Annotated in this window: 13 protein-coding genes and 2 pseudogenes; 1 reads left to right on the top strand and 14 read right to left on the bottom strand. The window is 61.5% G+C overall.

The genetic code is table 11. The annotated features are described in order from the left end of the window. Nucleotides 1–25: 25 nt before the first annotated feature. The 10 genes and pseudogenes from E4Q23_RS14105 to E4Q23_RS14060 all read right to left on the bottom strand — a co-directional run bounded on the left by E4Q23_RS14105 (nucleotide 26) and on the right by E4Q23_RS14060 (nucleotide 11925). Nucleotides 26–1270, bottom strand: coding sequence for a DUF1015 domain-containing protein (locus tag E4Q23_RS14105; protein WP_169067219.1), 1245 nt, complete (start codon nucleotides 1268–1270; stop codon nucleotides 26–28). 214 nt (nucleotides 1271–1484) lie between these two features. After that, nucleotides 1485–2928, bottom strand: a pseudogene (gene glgA / locus E4Q23_RS14100) (glycogen synthase GlgA). A 20-nt stretch (nucleotides 2929–2948) separates the two neighbouring features. Next, complete coding sequence (gene glgC / locus E4Q23_RS14095; protein ID WP_169067218.1) at nucleotides 2949–4217, bottom strand: glucose-1-phosphate adenylyltransferase; 1269 nt, start codon at nucleotides 4215–4217, stop codon at nucleotides 2949–2951. A gap of 61 nt (nucleotides 4218–4278) precedes the next feature. Then, nucleotides 4279–5922, bottom strand: a complete 1644-nt coding sequence (locus E4Q23_RS14090; RefSeq protein ID WP_169067217.1) for an alpha-D-glucose phosphate-specific phosphoglucomutase — start codon at nucleotides 5920–5922, stop codon at nucleotides 4279–4281. Between the two features lie 54 nt (nucleotides 5923–5976). Continuing rightward, nucleotides 5977–7611: a glucose-6-phosphate isomerase gene (gene pgi / locus E4Q23_RS14085; protein WP_169067216.1), complete on the bottom strand. Its 1635-nt coding sequence runs from the start codon at nucleotides 7609–7611 to the stop codon at nucleotides 5977–5979. A gap of 276 nt (nucleotides 7612–7887) precedes the next feature. Next, a complete protein-coding gene (locus E4Q23_RS14080; protein WP_169067215.1) occupies nucleotides 7888–8289 on the bottom strand; it encodes a bacteriohemerythrin in 402 nt (133 codons plus the stop codon). A gap of 88 nt (nucleotides 8290–8377) precedes the next feature. Continuing rightward, a complete protein-coding gene (locus tag E4Q23_RS14075; protein WP_169067214.1) occupies nucleotides 8378–9556 on the bottom strand; it encodes a DNA polymerase Y family protein in 1179 nt (392 codons plus the stop codon). Between the two features lie 239 nt (nucleotides 9557–9795). After that, nucleotides 9796–10503: a translesion DNA synthesis-associated protein ImuA gene (gene imuA / locus E4Q23_RS14070; RefSeq protein WP_169067213.1), complete on the bottom strand. Its 708-nt coding sequence runs from the start codon at nucleotides 10501–10503 to the stop codon at nucleotides 9796–9798. A 45-nt stretch (nucleotides 10504–10548) separates the two neighbouring features. After that, the gene (gene lexA / locus E4Q23_RS14065) at nucleotides 10549–11160 is read right to left on the bottom strand and encodes a transcriptional repressor LexA (RefSeq protein ID WP_423753345.1); all 612 of its coding nucleotides are present in this window, start codon (nucleotides 11158–11160) and stop codon (nucleotides 10549–10551) included. Between the two features lie 165 nt (nucleotides 11161–11325). Next, complete coding sequence (locus tag E4Q23_RS14060) at nucleotides 11326–11925, bottom strand: LysE/ArgO family amino acid transporter (protein WP_169067211.1); 600 nt, start codon at nucleotides 11923–11925, stop codon at nucleotides 11326–11328. Between the two features lie 95 nt (nucleotides 11926–12020). Here E4Q23_RS14060 and E4Q23_RS14055 point away from each other — a divergent pair, with 95 nt between their 5' ends. Beyond that, on the top strand, nucleotides 12021–12935 hold the full coding sequence (locus E4Q23_RS14055) for a LysR family transcriptional regulator ArgP (protein WP_169067210.1): 915 nt from the start codon (nucleotides 12021–12023) through the stop codon (nucleotides 12933–12935). Nucleotides 12936–13019: 84 nt separating this feature from the next. Here the strand turns inward: E4Q23_RS14055 and E4Q23_RS14050 are convergent, their stop codons facing one another. From E4Q23_RS14050 to E4Q23_RS14035, 4 genes and pseudogenes are all read right to left on the bottom strand, one after another. After that, nucleotides 13020–13475 carry an SH3 domain-containing protein gene (locus tag E4Q23_RS14050; RefSeq protein ID WP_169067209.1) on the bottom strand — a complete coding sequence of 152 codons (456 nt, stop codon included), beginning with the start codon at nucleotides 13473–13475 and terminating at the stop codon, nucleotides 13020–13022. A gap of 346 nt (nucleotides 13476–13821) precedes the next feature. Further along, nucleotides 13822–14323: pseudogene (msrA, locus tag E4Q23_RS14045) on the bottom strand (peptide-methionine (S)-S-oxide reductase MsrA). Continuing rightward, on the bottom strand, nucleotides 14323–14769 hold the full coding sequence (gene msrB / locus E4Q23_RS14040) for a peptide-methionine (R)-S-oxide reductase MsrB (RefSeq protein WP_169067208.1): 447 nt from the start codon (nucleotides 14767–14769) through the stop codon (nucleotides 14323–14325). Before msrB ends, msrA begins: the two are co-directional and overlap by 1 nt. Nucleotides 14770–15070: 301 nt before the next feature. Beyond that, nucleotides 15071–16831, bottom strand: a complete 1761-nt coding sequence (locus E4Q23_RS14035) for a DUF389 domain-containing protein (protein ID WP_169067207.1) — start codon at nucleotides 16829–16831, stop codon at nucleotides 15071–15073. Nucleotides 16832–16845: the final 14 nt, after the last annotated feature.

The following is a 16845-nucleotide window of genomic DNA, read 5'->3' as shown; positions in this document are numbered from 1 at the left end:
TCGTCGGCTCACCCGGTTGCGAAGCTCAATCCAGGACGTGCGACACCAGGCCGTCGGCGAGTTTGGGTTCGAACCACGTCGACTTGGGCGGCATCACCTCGCCGGCATCGGCAACCGCCATCAGGTCGGCCATCTGCGTCGGATAGAGCGCAAAGGCAACCGCCATCTCGCCACTATTCACCCGTCGTTCGAGTTCGCCCAGGCCGCGCATGCCGCCAACAAAATCGATGCGCGTATCGCGGCGCAGGTCGGTGATTCCCAGCACCGGAGCAAGGATCTGCTCGGCGAGCACGGAAACGTCGACGCGCCGTACCGGATCGGCCGCCGGAAGCAAACCAGGCCGCAGTTCCAGGCGATACCAGCGAGCGCCAAGATACATGCCGCAGACGCCGCTACGCTCCGGCTTCACCGGGCTGGTCGACGGCAGAACGTGATAGCGCTCGCCAACCGCCGCCAGGAAAGCTTCCTCGCTCAAGCCATTGAGGTCGCGAGCGACACGGTTGTAGTCGAGGATGCGCATCTGTGAAGCGGGGAAGATCACCGCCAGGAAAAACTCCGCGCTAGCCGCTGCACCCGCCTGGCCACGCCGCGCCGCGGCTACTCGCGAGGCCGCTGCCGAGCGATGATGACCGTCGGCGATATACAGCGCAGGCATGGCTTCGACGAGCGCACTGATAGGCGCAACACTCTCCTCGTCGTCGATCATCCACAGGGTATGCCGGATGCCGTTGTCGCCCGTCACATCAGCGACGGGCACACTTTCGGCGGCCTCCCGGAGCAGGCGCTCAAGGGTCTCGTCGTCGCCATTGACCAGCAGCACGGGACCGGTTTGTGCATTCAGTGCTTCAATCTGCCGAACACGGTCGTCTTCCTTGTCCGGGCGGGTGAACTCATGCTTGCGGATACGGTTGCTGTCGTAGGCGGCTATCGAAGCAGCGGCCACCAGTCCTGTCTGGACATGTTCGCCCATCACCAGTCGATAGGCGTAATAGCACGCATGCGGGTCGCGGCAGAGCACGCCGTCGTCGATCAGACGCTGAAAATTTTCCGCCGACTGAGCATAGACCTCGGGCGCGAAGTGATCGATCTCCGGCGGCAGGTCGATCTCGGCCTTGGACACATGCAGGAAAGACAAGGGCTTGCCGCTCGCCGCCGCGCGAGCCTCATCGCTGGAGAGGACATCATAAGGCGGCGCGGCAACTGCCGCGGCATCCTGGCGACGCGGACGGAGACCGGCAAACGGCCGAATAAGGCAATGATCAAAAGACAATGAGCTCTCCTGTGGGAGTTTGATTCTGGAAATTACGGTCGCAAATTCTCACCCTTGCGACGGCGATGTTGCCACTGCAGCCGCGATTATAGTGCTCACTCGGCTGCGCTGACAGGAGCCGCACTTGATACTGCCTGGCACAGCCAGCGCTGCGTACGTAGGGATTAACCATAGGCTCGCCAGGGAACAACGCGTGGGACGACTCTTCGACCCTTCAGATGCTTCGGTACAGGGCCTCGTAGCGCCTTGCCGAGTCATCCCAGGAAAAATCCTGCGCCATGCCGTGCTGCTGCAGGCGGTGCCAGGTCGCGGCGTCGCGGTAGAGCACGCAGGCCTTGCTTATCCTTGCGGCCAGCTGACGGCTGCTGGCATCGTCAAACGAGAAACCGTTGGCCGTACCTGCTTTGAGGTTTTCCACCGTCGCATCGATCACCGTATCGGCCAGGCCGCCGACTCGCCGCACCAGTGGCACGGTGCCATAGCGCAGGGCGTAGAGCTGCGTCAGGCCGCAGGGCTCGAAACGCGAAGGAACGAGCAAGATGTCGGCGGCGGCCATGATACGGTGTGACAAGGGCTCGTCGTAGCCGAGATGGACCGACACAGCGGCGGGATGAGCCGTCGCCGCGGCCCTGAAAGCGGCTTCGATGTCGGCCTCGCCGCTGCCAATGACCACCAGCTGCGCCCCCTCGGCCAACAGCGTCGGCAAGGCACCAAGGACCAGATCCATGCCCTTTTGCGAGGTCAATCGACTGATGATCGCGAACAGCGGCGCCTTGGCACGGGGAACGAAATTGAGATCTTTTTGCAGCCTGAGCTTGCAGACCAGCTTGCCGCGCAGGCGTTCGGGACGGTAGTTCATGCTCAGGGCGGGGTTGCTGCTGGCGTCCCAGACGGAATAGTCAACACCATTGAGGATGCCAGAAAGATCGTCGCCCCGACCACGCAGTACGCCGTCCAGCCCCCCAGCCGAATTCCTGCGTGCAGATTTCCCGCGCATAGGTCGGGCTGACGGCGTTGACCCGTTTCGCATGCACCAGCGCAGCCTTCATGAACGACAACTGTCCGTGAAACTCGATGCCACTCTGATTGGCACCAGAAATCTGCAAACCCAGGTCGTGGTGGTAGTCGAGAGGGAAAAGGCCGCGGAAGGAGAGATTGTGGATGGTGAACACGGTGGCTGTGGACAGGGCCGGATTCTGCGCGATGTAGGCGGGCGCCAGTCCAGCGTGCCAATCGTGCGCGTGCACGACTTCGGGCTGCCAGTATTGATCAAGCTCTCCGGCAGCGAGGTGTGCCGCAACCCAGCCGAGGAGCGCAAAGCGGCGATGGTTGTCGCGCCAGTCGCAAGCGTCCGGGCCAAGGTAAGGATTACCGTCGCGCCGGTAAAGAAAAGGCGCGTCGATGATGTAAGCCAGCAAGCCGCTGTCGGGCAGGCGGCCAAGGCGCAGGGTAATGAGCGCAGCGCCAAAGGCCGGACCGATGTGGATCACTCGCTCGAGATCGGTCACGCCCTTGAGCATCGCCGGCATCCCTGGCAACAGGATGCGAACGTCGAGTCCGCGCGCGGCCAGGGCAGCCGGCAAGGCGGCCACGACGTCAGCGAGGCCGCCGGTCTTGACCAGCGGGTAGATCTCCGCGGCAACGTGCAGAATGCGCACGGACTATCGAGCCTGCCGCGTCAGGTGAGTCGCTCGATCATTTTCTGCGTAATCAGCGTAACGCCGTTCTCGGTATGCCGGAAACGACGCGCATCGTCTTCCGGGTCTTCGCCAACGACCATGCCCGGCGGAATCTGACAGCCACTGTCCACGACGCAGCGACTCAGACGAGCTCGCGACCCGATGACCGTACCGGGAAGCAGGACCGACAGGTTCACCCTGGCGTAGGAATGGACGCGAGAACTGGAAAACAACAGCGAACGATTGATTTCGCCAGAAACGATACAGCCGCCGGAAACCGTGGACTCGATGGCCGTGCCGCGCCGGTCGAGATGGTTATGGACGAATTTGGCCGGTGGCAACTGCTCTTGATAGGTCCACACCGGCCAGTTGCTGTCATAGAGATTCAGCGCCGGGACCGTGCCAGTCAGATCGATGTTGGCGTCCCAGTAGGCATCAATCGTCCCCGCGTCACGCCAGTAGTGCTCCCTGAAGGGTTCATCGGGAGCCATGACACAGCTGCGCGAAAACGAGTGTGCGACCGCGCAGCGGTTGGCCACGGCGCGTGGAATGATGTCCTTGCCGAAGTCGTGATTGGAGGTCTCGTCGGCAATATCACGGGCCAGTTCGGCATACAGGTACTTGGCATTGAAGACGTAGACGCCCATGCTGCACAAGGACATCTCCGGATTTCCCGGCATCGCCGGTGGATCGGCCGGCTTCTCGATGAAGTCGGTAATCATGCCGTTCTCATCGACGTCGACGATACCGAAACCACTGGCTTCCTTGCGCGGCACCTCGATGCAGGCGACGGTGCATTCGGCTCCGCTCTCGACGTGATCGACAAGCATAATGCCGTAGTTCATCTTGTAGACATGGTCGCCGGCCAGGATCACGACGTACTCGGGCGCCGGATTATAGGTTTCGAGGATGTCGATGTTCTGGTAAACGGCGTCGGCCGTGCCACGATACCAGGACTCCTCGTCAATCCGCTGCTGCGCCGGCAACAGGTCGACGAACTCGTTGACTTCGCCGTGCAGGAAACTCCAGCCGCGCTGCAGGTGACGCAAAAGGCTGTGTGATTTGTACTGGGTCACCACGCCAACGCGTCGAAACTGCGAATTGACGCAGTTCGACAAGGCGAAATCGATGATCCGGAACTTGCCGCCAAAGTGCACCGCCGGTTTGGCGCGGCGATCAGTGAGTTCGTGCAAGCGACTGCCGCGCCCGCCAGCGAGCACCAAGGCGATCGCCTTGCGCGACAACTGGAATGTTCTCCTTTCAACCATTTTCTCTACCCCTTTTCATACTGCATTCACTGCATTTGGTGGCCAACAGCCATCACCCTTTCTAGCTGATCACGTCCGGGCCTTTTCTCCCGGTGATCACGGCAATCTGTGCGACCGTCTCGGCAAGTTGCACGAGCGGGGCGAGCGCCTCCTGCGTCGGCACCTCGTGGAGACTTGGGTCGGCCACGAAACGTTCGAGATAGACGCGCAACGTCGCCCCTTCCGTACCCGTGCCGGAGAGCCGGAAAACCACCCGCGAGCCGTCGTCGAGCATGATGCGGATGCCCTGGCGTTCAGAGCGTGAGCCATCGACCGGGTCGGTATAGGCAAAATCATCGGCGGCCTCGATACGCAGTTCATTGCACAGCGAGCCCGCCAGTTGCGGCAGGCGCGCGCGCAAGCCATCCATCAGGCGATCGGCCGCGGCGGTCTCGATGCCCTCGTAGTCGTGGCGCGAGTAGACGTTGCGCCCGAAACGCTGCCAGTGCTCACGCACGATGACATCGGCCGGCATATCGCGCACCGCCAGAATGTTGAGCCAATAGAGCACCGCCCACAGGCCATCCTTCTCGCGCACGTGACTGGAACCGGTGCCCGCGCTCTCTTCGCCGCAGATGGTGGCCTTGCCGGCATCGAGTAGCGAACCGAAGTATTTCCAGCCGGTCGGTGTTTCGTAACAGGGAATACCCAGGGCTTTGGCAACGCGGTCCACGGCACAACTGGTCGGCATCGAGCGCGCCACGCCCGCCAGGCCGGCCGCGTAAGCGGGTACCAGCGCATGGTTCGCGGCGATCACTGCCAGACTGTCACTCGGACTGACGACGAAACCGCGACCGACGATCATGTTGCGATCACCATCGCCGTCCGAGGCCGCACCGAAGGACAGACCCGAGCGGCTGTCGGCCAGCGCAGCGACCAGTTCGGCCGCATAGACGGGGTTCGGATCGGGATGGCCGCCGCCAAAATCCGGCAACGGCGTGCCGTTCACCACCGTACCCGCTGGAGCGCCGAGACGGTCTTCGAGAATGGCCTTCGCGTAGGGGCCGTTGACCGCGTGCATGGCGTCGAAACGCATGCGGAAATCCGGACGTGCAAGTAGAGCAGCGATGCGATCGAAGTCAAACAGGGACTCCAGGAGTTCGGCATGATCGGCGACCGGATCGATGATGCTGACGGCCATGTCGCCCACTTGAAACTCGCCCAGCTGCCCGAGGTCGATATCTGCCGCCTCGATAATGCGATAGGCACTGATCTCCTGCGTGCGCTGATACACCGCGTCGGTAAAAGTTTCGTTCGCCGGTCCGCCATTGCCGAGGTTGTACTTGATGCCGAAGTCGCCATCGGGACCACCCGGGTTGTGACTTGCGGACAGGATAAGGCCACCAAAGGCCTGCCATTTGCGGATCACGGCGCTGGCTGCCGGAGTGGACAGAATACCGTCACGACCGACCATGGCGCGGCCAAAGCCGGCCGCTGCCGCCATGCGTAGAATGGTCTGAATAGCGACATCGTTGTAATAGCGGCCGTCGCCACCAACGACCAGCGTTTTGCCTTGCTGGCCGCTCAAGCTGTCGAAAATGGCCTGCACGAAATTCTCGAGATACCGCTCTTGCTGAAATACCGTCACTTTCTTGCGCAGCCCGGATGTCCCCGGCTTCTGGCCCGAGAACGGCGTGCTGGGAACGCTGATCACCTTCGTAGTCATGTCATGCCTCATGGCAAATTGAGCGCCCCGGCCGGCGACCGGAGCAAAATCGGTTCAGGCAATATGCTGCCGGGTGAAGGCCAGCAGCCCTTGCGTCGATGCATCGAGTTTTTTCGCCAGCTGTTCATCGCTCAGCGCAGGCAGAATGCTGTTGGCCACCGCCTTGCCAAGCTCGACACCCCACTGGTCGAAGGAATTGAGTCCCCAGATAGCGCCCTGCACGAATACCTTGTGTTCGTAAAGTGCCACCAGGGCACCGAGCGTTTGCGGGTCAAGCCGCGACATAAGCAGCGTGGACGACGGCTGATTGCCGGCAAAGACCTTGTGCGGCAGGAGTTCCGCGAGTTTCTCGGGCGACAGGGTGCCACTCAGCTCACTGCGTGCCTCATCCTCGGTCTTGCCGAACGCCAGGGCCGCGCTCTGTGCGAAGCAGTTGGCGAGCAGCGCCTCCTGATGTCCTGGCAAGGGGTAGTCCGAGCGCACGGCGGCGATGAAATCGCAGGGTACCAATCGTCCACCCTGGTGGAGAAGCTGGAAGAACGCGTGCTGGCCGTTGTTGCCGAGCTCCCCCCAGACGATGGGATTCGAAGCATGCGCGAGCGGCTGGCCATCAATCCCGACGGACTTGCCGTTGCTCTCCATTTCGAGTTGCTGCAGGAAGGACGGGAAGTAGCGCAGTGACTCGTTGTAGGGCAACACGGCGTTGGTCGTCGCGCCCAGGAAGTTGGTGTTCCAGATCCCGATCAAGGCCATCACCACAGGCAGGTTGCGCTCGCAGGGCGTGCTGCGGAAATGCTCGTCCATGCGCTCGGCGCCGGCCAGCAGCTCGTCATAGGCCTGCGGACCGATGGCGATCATCAAGGCCAGGCCAACTGCCGACCACAGCGAAAAACGGCCACCGACCCAGTCCCAGAGAGGAAAGACCGAGTCCTCGTTGATCCCGAAGTCGACCGCCCGCTCGGGTTTGGCCGTCAAGGCCGCAAAATGCAGGGCAACGGCGGCGGCATCACCGAGGTTGGCGACCAGCCAGCTGCGCGCGGTTTGCGCATTGAGCATCGTTTCCTGAGTGGTGAAGGTCTTGCTGGCAAGCAGGAAAAGCGTCGTGCGCGGGTCAAGCGTTTGCAGGAGCGGCGCCAGCTGGGCGCTATCGAGGTTGGAGACATAATGCACCGCAAGTGCCGGATGCGAAATTGAACGCAGGGCGTAAGCGAGCATTTTCGGTCCGAGGTCAGAGCCCCCGATGCCGATATTGACGACCGTACGAATCGGCATGCCGGTAAAGCCAAGCGCCTGGCCAGCACGAATACGCTCGGCGAAGGCGGCCATGCGCTGGCGCGTCGGCAAGACCTCGGCCATGACGTCGAAGTCGGCACTGGGAAACGGCGCGTCCGATCGCCGCAAGGCGACGTGCAGCACCGAGCGATCTTCGCTGACATTGATCTTCTCGCCGCTGAACATTCGTGCCGTTGCCTCGGCAAGTCCAACTTCCTTGGTCAGCTCGAGCAGCAGGGGGAGCGTCGCCGAATCCATGCGCTGCTTCGAGAAATCATAAAGGATGTCAGCAAAGCTTAGCGAGAGTGCAGCGACGCGATCCGGGTTGCTGGCGAAGAGTTGTCTGAGATGCACCGGCGAGAGCGATTGCCGGTGCGCTTCAAGGGCCTTCCAGGCAGCTGAAGAGGTAATGTTCATGGTCGGTACGGGCTCATCAAAAAAGTGGTCAGGCCATCTACAAATGGCCGATTAAAAGGGGCCTGCAATCAAATATGACAACATATGCTGTTCCGCTTATCAGCTTGCCAGAATGCTCGAAAGAACGCAAAAAAAGAATGCGCGGCGAGCGCCTCGAAAGCGACTTCCAGGGGCACTCCACAGGAGCGTTTCCGGGAAGTCTCGCAAGGCATATTCGATCGTAGTGGAGCGTCATTCCGCAGGCTGGCGACGACAAGCCGCGAGCAGCTCAAGGCCTCAGGCAATACGCTCCCGTAGTCTGGCGGCGAAAGGCTTGTCTTCGTCGGTGATATGACGCTCGAACCAGTATTCCGCATAACGCAGGAAGGAGTGAACATCCTGCAAACCGTCATGCACGGCGGCGAGTCCCTTGCGTAGCATACGCAGGTTCTCGTCATGGGCGCTGGTATGATCGGCAAAGTCGACGCCGAGTTGGCGCGCAAGGCGCTCCTCGCTGGCGAAGTGCCACTCCAGATAGTCGAGCAGGCTGTGAAACTCGTCGAGGGATACGGGTCCGCTGCCAAAGGATGAGTTCTTGAGGGTCTCGATACGGCGAAAGATCTCCTCGTGCTGGACATCGATTTCGGGCAGATCGATCAGAAGAGCCGTCGGTAACAAGCCAGTAAGGGGGTACTCCATGCTCAGGCTCCGCGAGTGGACGGTCGATTGCAAGAATAATCACAGTATAAAAAGGGTGATCGAAAAGCACCAGTTAAATCGCGCGTTTTCAGGCAAACACGCCGTGCAGAAACCACCCTGCCCGGCAACGAAAAATCCATAGCCACTCGTTTCGCATCGAAATGGCAACAAAGTAGTCGCGACGCACATCGCCAAGCGCAGCAGGCTCGCTGGCATCCCACCAGCCACTTTCGATACGCTCCGGCCCGGCAAGCAGGCGCAAGGAGCCTCCACACTGCGGCCGACCGGCCATTTCGCGCAAGGCCAGGGGTCTGGCCAGAAGCCACAAGGGACGGGGGCCAGACGCTTTCTCCGATAGATCTGGAGCAGCAGACAACTTCGCTGCCGTTTTCTCTCCGGCCGGCAGAGCAGGCTTGACTGGTCGCGAGGCGTTTTCCGGGCGGTGCTCGTCCACCGCCGCAAGCGCATGCACGCTAGCGCTGCCAAGACGCGCCTGCAGGCGCTCGACCAAGGCGGCCAACGACTCACCGCCAGCGCCCTCGCCGCGCTCGCCGAACAGGCTGTTCGTACGTCCGGGTAGTGCCTCCGGCGCCTCGGCTCGCAAGCTGATCGACTCGACAGCGGCGGGCAGTTGGAGTCGTTGCAGGCGCTCGATAAGTAGCCGGGAGATGCGTTCGCGGTCGCGCGTGGAAGTGCTCAAGCCGAGGCTCAGAACAGTGCTCGATCGCCGCCTCGCAGAGTGCTCGTGCGCAAACTCGAAATGGCATTCACTGACCCCCTCAGCACGTGCCGCAAGCCAACCACATAAACTGGCGATCAAGCGACCCCCGGCAAAACCGAGAGCAAGCGCATTGTCTGTCCGCGTCGGCAGTTCCAGTCGCTCGGCAAAACGCTCCGGAAAAACAAAGCGCGCCCGCGGATCCGGCAAATCGCCGAGCGCACGCGCCAGATCAGCGACAAAACCGGCACCGAGTCGGCGTGCCAGGCCTGCGCGCGGCAGAGCCAGCACATCAGCGAGCAGGCGCGCACCAAAACTGCCGAGGCGAGCCTGGTTTTGCGGCGAGAAGTCGAGAGCCGCCAGCGGCAGTCTGCCAAGGCGCAGCGGCAATTCGCCGATGTCGAGACAGGGCTCATGGTCACCGGCAAGCGCCAGCCACTGCGCAGCGAGCGGCGTCGGCGCCAGTGCCGCTTGCGGAGCAAAGCCCTGCTCGGCGCAGCCACTGACAACGCCTTCGAAGAGCGCCGTGGCGCCGCCGAAAAGACGCAAGGATCCTGCCACTTCCAGCAGCAGTGTCTGGGGGGGGAAGGCAGCAGATTTCCGAGGTGAAGCCGCCTGCCCAGCAGGCGAGCCGGGTCAAGGCTTGCTGCTCACGCGCGAAGTCACGCTGCTGCACAGCCAGCGTGGGCACAAAAGCCCACGCCTCGGCCAAGCGCAACCCAGGCAGTACGCCAGCCAAAGTCGCCGCCTGGTCGGCGACGACAATACGTTCACGGCCGACGATGGCTTTAGGCGACGGCAGGCTGGGAAAGACTTCGAGCGGCAGGCGTGACAGGTACAGGGCAAGCCAGAGCATGATGCCGGCACAGCGGGCGTTGAATGCTAATCGGCAGGGACGCTGACAGCGCACCGCCACGGCGTTTGAGAAGACGAACGATCAGCTTATCCCCCTCGCCTTCGAGCGCCAGCCGCAGCGGCGCCGGCGAGGATTGGCTGGCACAGGCTGCCGGACGAAAAACGAACAGAAGTGTGCGACTACTCTCGGCAGCAAGCTGCAGCCGACGCAGTGTGCTGCTCTGAACTTCCGGTAGCCAGGCGACCACTGCGCCAACACCATCGGTAGCGAGTGAGCGTTCGCAGACCCAGGCAGTGTCCCGACCGGGCGCGCTGGCCACCAGCAGACGCGACAAATCAATACCGGATTCATGCAGTGCTGGCGCATGCAGCGGATGCGGCGAGGCGACACAAACGAGCCAGGCAAGTTCGTCGCTCGACAGTCGCGCCAGCGCTGGCAGTAGCAAACTCAGTTCGCCAATGCCCCGACGCAAGGGCAGAATTTCGGTCAAGCCGCCACGCGGCCAGCCGCCGCCGGGCAGCTCGCGGTCAAGTTCGGCAAAGCCCGTCGGCACACCGGGTAAGGGTGTTCTGGCCAGCGTATCGCCGCGCCAGACATCCGGGCGATCAAGAACATGCGCAAGCGTCAGCGATGAAGGCATGGCGGGGCTCGAAGGTATGAAAGACTGGGAGAGGCCAACGGGCTCTCACATCGTTTCGCTGCCGCGGATCACGCCGACAGCGATGCCTTCGATAGCCAGTGTTTGCGCTTCAGAATCGACGACGATCGGTTCGAAATCGGGGTTTTCGGCGATCAGCTCGACCGTCCCTCCCTGCTGGCGAAAACGCTTGACCGTCACCTCGTCATCGAGCCGAGCAACGACAATCTGGCCGTTGCGCGCTTCGCTGCTGCGGTGCACGGCGAGCAGATCCCCGTCCAGAATGCCGGCGTTGATCATCGACAGGCCGCGCACGCGCAAGAGAAAGTCGGCACGCGGCTTGAACAGACTGGGATCGACCGTATAACGGCGCTGTACGTTTTCCACCGCCAGAATCGGACTACCGGCAGCAACGCTGCCGATCAGCGGCAAACCGAGCTGTTCGACCAGGCGAATGCCGCGCGCCGAACCTGGTTCGAGAATGATGATGCCTTTCTTGGCCAGCGCCTTGAGGTGCTCCTCAGCGGCATTGTGCGAGGCGAATCCGAAGGCGTTGGCGATTTCGGCCCGGGTCGGGGGCGCACCAAGAATCTCCAGCGTGTTACGGATGAAGTCGAGAATTTCCTGTTGTCGCGGGGTAAGCGATGCACCTCTGGTCATGGTCATGAGCTCCTGTCGTCAAGACTGTAGTTTTATACAGCTTTCAGCAAAAAGGCAAGCCCCAAAAACCCGGCAAGGAAAATTTTTGCCGAGCACTTGCCCGGGCTCTGGCGCACGCAGAAGCCCCGTGCAGCAATGATCCATCAAGCAGTACTAGCAGGTTGGCTACTCCAGAATCAACAGACTACCGAGGCCAAGCATCGTCATGCTGATCATTGAGTCGAGGATGCGCCAGGAGAGGGGTTTGGCGAACAGCGGGGCCATAAAACGCGCCCCGTAACCGAGCGCAAAGAACCAAACAAAGCTCGCACCAACAGCTCCCGCGCCAAAACTCCAGCGTCCTTCTTCTCTCTGGCTGGCCAGCGAGCCGAGAAGAATCACCGTATCCAGATAGACATGCGGATTCAGAAAGGTAAAGCCGAGACAGGTGGCCATGGCAACACCAAGCGGTAAGCGGGTCCCGGCGTCGAGGATCAGTTGTTCTGGTTTGCAGGCACGCCGCGCCGACAGCAGTCCGTAAACGAGCAAGAATGCCGCCCCGCCGTAGCGAGCGATGCTGAGGAACGCTGGCTGGCTTTCGATCGCCACCCCCAATCCAGCAATGCCGGCCACGATCAGCAGGGCGTCGGCGCTGGCGCAGAAAAGCACCAGTGGCAGGACGTGTTCGCGTCGGAGACCCTGGCGAAGCAGGTAGGAGTTCTGAGCACCAATGGCGACGATGAGGACAGCACCGGACAGGAATCCGGCAATCAGGTCAGAGGGCATGATTTGTCAGTGAAGTTGGTCAAGGCATCAGCTTATGGTTCGTCACGAAGCAAATACAGTTAAACTTATTAACCATTCATTAGATTTGTTAACTTATGAAGATCGACAACGCGCAATTGGCTGCCTTCGCCGAAACCCTCCGCGAAGGTAGTTTCGACTTGGCTGCGCGGAAATTGAACGTGACCCCATCGGCAATCAGTCAGCGGATCAAGTTGCTGGAGGAGCGCATGGGGCAGGTCCTGATCCAGCGCTCCACGCCCTGCCAGGCGACAGCCGCCGGACGCCCCCTGCTACGCTACGCGGAAGAACTTGCCCTGCTGGAATCCGAGGCGCTCTCGGCACTGGGCGTGGTCGATGCCGGCGCTGGGGCCCCATCCAGCGTGCGCATCCCGATGGTGATCAACGCCGATTCTCTCGATAGCTGGTTCCTGGAGGTGTTCGATGATCTGGCCACCAGCACGGCCATTACGCTTGATCTCCGCGTCGAAGATCAGGATCACTCGCTGCTCTTGCTGCGCGAAGGCACGGTGATGGCGGGTGTCAGCGCCAGCCCCAAACCGATTCAGGGTTGCCGGGTCGAAGCGCTCGGCGTGATGCGCTATCTGGCTCTGGCCTCACCGTCATATGTCGAGCAGCACTTCTCCGCGGGAGTCAATGCCGAGTCGCTGAACGCTGCACCGATGTTGATGTTCAACAAGAAGGATGCCCTGCAACAGGCTTTTCTGGCGCAGCTGACCGATGCCGTCATCAAGCCGCCGACGCACTACCTACCGACCACCCGATCTTTTGGCGAAGCGGTGTTGCGCGGCATGGCCTGGGGAATGATCCCGGAACAACTGGCCGAGGCGCAGCTGCAAGCGGGGCAACTGATCGAACTCGCTGCGCCGCGTTGCCTGGACGTTCCACTGTTCTGGCATCGCTGGCGGATTACTTCGTCGGCGCTAGAGTCGCTAAGCCGACTGGTGCATAAGGCGGCAGGAAAGGCGCTACGCCAAGCACAAGCCAGCTAGCGTAGCGTAGCGTAGCGTAGCGTAGCGTGAGGCCCAGCCGGCGGTGGTCGCACGGACAACCTGCGCAGTGGGCTGGCGACTTACTTACCAACCCCACAAAAGGCGTTTCGCCACCCAGCCCTTGACGCCGTCGGAGCGTTCGACCTGCACCCAATCGCTCTTGGCGGCACGGGTGCGCAGCAGATCGTAACGTTCGGACTTGCCGACGATGCGATAACGGGTGCCCGGGCCGCTGCGCATATTGGCCACCGACGCCTTGACGATATAGTGTGGCTCGCGGTTGGTGAGTGCCTTTGCCACCCATCCCTTGTCGTTTTCGAAGTCCCGTACCTGCAGCCAACTGCCCTTGCGCTTGAGCACCTGCAACGGGTATCCACGCTGGAGTTCCCACATGACTTCGGATCGAGTGCTGGGCGCCGAACGCATGTTCACGATCGAGCCCTTAATGCTGACCATGTCGCGAGCCAGCGCGGGGGACTGAACAAGTGCCATGCAGCAGGCTATTGAGAAGAAACGTATTGCAGCGTGCTTCAAAACCATGCAGTAAAACCTCCTGTGTTGTGGTGACTAGCGTGGCAGTCGGACGCGGACCCGGCGCGCAGCAGCAAGAAGCACCTGGCGACGGAAGGGGTGGCAAGGCTTGTCGAATGATCTCACGATCAAGACAAGCCGAATTGGCGTGAATAGGCGCGAACAGGCGATTGTCGTCGCCCTGCTGCGTGGCGCCAAGCCGAATGGCGCGCCTGCACCTGCCAGATCCGGAGGCGGGTCCGGGGATGTTGCGGAGCATTTATCGCGCATGAAAGATAGGAAACTCAGCGCCAGCAAGGGCAGTATATGAGCACCTGTCAAGCGGCGTCAATCGCGAAGCCCTGGCACCGCTCACTCAGGTGCGCGCTGGCAACACCCAGTTCGCACGCGGGTAGTGGCAGGTGTAGCCGTTTGGCACGTGCTCCAGATAATCCTGATGATCGGGCTCCGCCTCCCAGAAATCGCCGACCGCTTCGAGTTCCGTGACCACCTTGCCCGGCCATAGGCCCGAGGCGTTTACGTCGGCGATGGTGTCAAGGGCGACTTGCTTCTGCGCCTCGTCAACATAATAGATTGCCGAGCGGTAAGATGAACCTCGGTCATTACCTTGGCGGTTTCTGGTTGTCGGATCGTGGATCTGGAAAAAAAACTTCCAGAATGCGGCGATACGAAATCCGTTCCGGATCGAACAGGATCTCGATGCCTTCCGCATGCGTGCCGTGGTTGCGATAAGTGGCGTTGGGAACATCGCCGCCGGTATAACCCACCCGGGTGGCCGCAACCCCCGGCAGCTTACGAATCAGGTCTTGCATACCCCAAAAACAGCCGCCCGCCAGAACAGCGCGTTCCTTGGCCATTACTTGTCCTCCACTTGATCAAGGTACTCGCCATAGCCCGCAGCTTCCATGTCATGGCGATGAATGAAGCGCAGCGAAGCCGAGTTTATGCAGTAGCGCAGACCACCACGATCCCTGGGGCCGTCCGTAAACACGTGCCCCAGGTGGCTGTCGCCATGAACGGAGCGGACTTCGGTGCGCAGCATGCCATGGCCGGCATCCCTCAGCTCATTGATATGCGCGGGCTCGATGGGTCGGGCAAAGCTGGGCCAGCCACAACCTGACTCAAACATCTCTGACGACGCGAACAGTGGTTCGCCCGACACGATATCCACGTAAATACCAGGCTCGGTATTGTGAAGATACTCACCTGTTCCCGGTTTCTCGGTGCCGCTCTGCTGAGTGACACGAAACTGTTCCGGAGTCAGGGCGGCAATGGCGGCATCGGACTTTTTGTAAGATTTCACTCGATTCTCCTCGCAAGTGTAGTGTTGCACGCAGTATGGAACCTATAAATTCCGGCTAGCGCGTGGGTTTCGCGCCACTGGCATGCTTGCTGAAGGCTGCGTCGGAAATGGTGAATGCGGCGCCACACCCGCCCCCACGTCATTGCCACGTCGGCGGCGCCTCCTCGCAATGACGGTGGGTGGGAGATGCTTGTCAAAAGTCTCATCAAGAACGCAACGCCACACTAGACTGCTATGAGGGTGTCAGATCCACACTTGGTTCCCCAAGCGTCAAGCAGAGAGGTCTGGCTAGCTTGCGGGGCTACTTCGACTGATCGACTCGTTCGCTCAGATCCCGGGCGGCAAGCTCGCGGGCGAGCGCCTCCTCGACCGAGCGTTGTACCGTGGTGAAACCCTTGGCTTCGACAATCAGCCCGTTCGACGTAAGCACGGAAAGCGTGACGGTAGCACCGGCAAGCGCGGTAAGCTCCTTCGCCACCCTGCCCACCTCGGCCGGCTGGAGGACCCTGGCGCTGACCACTTCCGCTCGCACCTCCCATTTGTCGCCATGCTTCGCCGCATCAATACTGTCGACAAAAGTATTCTGGACATGCTCCAGCACAGTCTTCCCACGGGTTTCAACTTTTTCCTGGAGCGCCCGGTCGGCTGCAGTCATCGGCGAGAACTGTGCGTCACCGAGCAGCACACGCCCCTTGGCGGTGACATCGCTGGTGGTTGTAGCACGCACCAGCAAAGTGGCGGTCTCATCGCCGGCCCGCTGGCGAATTCGTTCCTGGGCAAGCTTGACCTGCGAGGGAACCGGCGGACGCGCACCGGAAACGGTCGCAACGATCACCGGACCGGTCGGCAAATGGACAAGTTGCACATCCAGCAAGTCGAAGTTTTGCCGGCGGCTCACCAATTCCCGGAGCGTCTGCTCGGCAGCTTCCGTCAGCCGGACATTGGGCGTCACGCTGGCGGCAATGAAGTCGCCATTGAGGTTGACCGTCGGCAGGAGATTCGCCGAACCCGCTGCCGCCACGTCATGAGTGATGGCACACCTGACGAACAGGCTGATCGGCCGATTGACGCTATCGGCAATGGCATGCTGTATGGCGTCGACCTTCTGCGGGGTGAATGATCGCGGCGTATTGACCGTCGCCAGCACATTGACCGAGCCGTTCGCGTCCTGATCATAGATGACTCTCGCCAGCCGGGCGCCAGGATTATCCGCAATGGCGTGCTCGATGGTGGTGACGATGGCCTGGTTGAGGCGCCAGTCGTCGATAGTGACAATGAGTTGACGGGTGAGGATGGTGGCAACGGCGAGCAGGCCGATGCCGGCAGCGGAAAAGCGCTTCAGGAAGTCGGTTCGCGTGCCAATCTCGGCGCGGGTGACGAATCCAGCCAGAATGAAAATGGCCGCCGAAACAGCCAGTATCGTCAGGAAGTTGGCAAAGAACAGCAGGAAGGCTCCCCAGGCGCCATCGAAAGCTCCGAAGGCCAAAGACAGACCGGAGGTGGCGAGCGGCGGCGTCAGCGAGGTGGCAATCGCCACTCCTGGCAGCGCCGGACTGGTGCGCTCATCGACCATCGCCAGGCCACCGGCGAGACCCGCCAGGGCCGCCACGAAGACATCGAGCAGTGATGGCCTGGTGCGCGCCAGCATTTCCGGCGTCACTTCCAGGGCAAACGGCAACAGACCCAGGAGCAAGGCAAAGGCGACGATCAGCAGTACACCGCCGAACTCGGCGACCAGCGCATTTCGCAACAAATGCAAATCACCGCGGGACAGCGCCAGGGCGATGCCGAAAATCGGCGCCATCAGTGGCGAGACGAGCATGGCGCCGATGACCACGGCCGCGCTGTTGGCCAACAGGCCGAAGGCCGCGATGCCCCCCGACGCCAGCAGCAGCACATAGTAAAGCGGCCGCGGTATGGAGCCGCTCGTCGTATCGTCGATCACCTGCGTCTTGCGTTCCGGCGATACGGACCACAAGGCAATCAGCGGCAAATCGAGATTGCTCCGCTCCGCACTCAAATCGGGACTGACGGGATCTCCTGCAGCGCCATGGCTATTCATGACGAAGGGTGTCG

It is taken from the genome of Candidatus Accumulibacter phosphatis (genome assembly GCF_012939955.1).
GTDB classification, from domain to species: Bacteria; Pseudomonadota; Gammaproteobacteria; order Burkholderiales; family Rhodocyclaceae; genus Accumulibacter; species Accumulibacter delftensis.
This window is presented reverse-complemented; position numbering and strand designations above follow the sequence as displayed.